Consider the following 899-nt stretch of genomic DNA (forward strand, 5'->3'; position numbering starts at 1 on the left):
CTGCTGTTGCTGACCGGCTGCCAGGCCCAATCCCTGCCATTGCCCAAGAGCGAAAAACTCTCCGCAGAAAAAGTCGCGCAGATCGCGACGACCATCGACCAGACCTACCCGAAGCTGTCCACCGACATACGCACCCAACTGCTCAATACCGTGGTGCAGTCGCTGGACAATATGGTGTTTGTCGAAGGCGGCGAGTTTCAGATGGGGGATTTTGGCTGGAAGTGTGATGATAATCCGCATGATATGTGTGAATGGCCGTGTGGGGTTGAGCCAGAGCGGTTGTGCAACATCAGCATGGATGGGGATGATGATTTTGTTCATCCGGTTAAGTTGAGCGGCTACTATTTTTCTAAATTCCAGACCACGCTAAAAGACTTCGATTTATTTTTTATTGCCCAAGGCAAACCTCTTTTTGATAAAGAGCTACGAAAGCGAGAGGACTTGCAGTTCCGGTACCAGCCTAAAAAACCCGCCTTCCCTCAAGCGTGGCAAGAAGCCAAAGATTACTGTGGCTGGCTGGGCCAGTTGAGTGGTTACCCTGTAGATTTACCTACTGAAGCCCAATGGGAATATGCCGCTCGCAACCGTGGTCAGTATGTATTTTTTGCTACCGATAACGGTGCTTTGGACTATGGGCGAAATTTTCCTCACCCCAATGAAACGCGCACCTTTACTGTAGACCGTTTTGTACCCAACCCCCTAGGCATTTACAACCTGTCTGGCAACGCCGTTGACTGGGTTAATGACTGGTATGGTGCGGATTACTATCATCACTCCCCGGTGGAAAATCCAACCGGCCCAGAAACGGGAACACTCCGCATACACAGAGGCTCAACCTATGCCGAAGGGCCGCTAATTTCCGCGAGTACGGTTCGGCGCTGGGCTGATGAGCCTGTAAA

1 protein-coding gene is annotated in these 899 nt (G+C 51.3%); it reads left to right on the plus strand.

What is annotated here, in order from left to right; translation table 11 throughout:
• A partial coding sequence (locus EKA13_RS27385; RefSeq protein WP_083199937.1) for a formylglycine-generating enzyme family protein occupies positions 1–899 on the plus strand: 899 nt, incomplete at its 3' end.

This window comes from Pseudomonas defluvii (assembly GCF_001695625.1).
Taxonomy (GTDB): Bacteria; Pseudomonadota; Gammaproteobacteria; order Pseudomonadales; family Pseudomonadaceae; genus Aquipseudomonas; species Aquipseudomonas defluvii.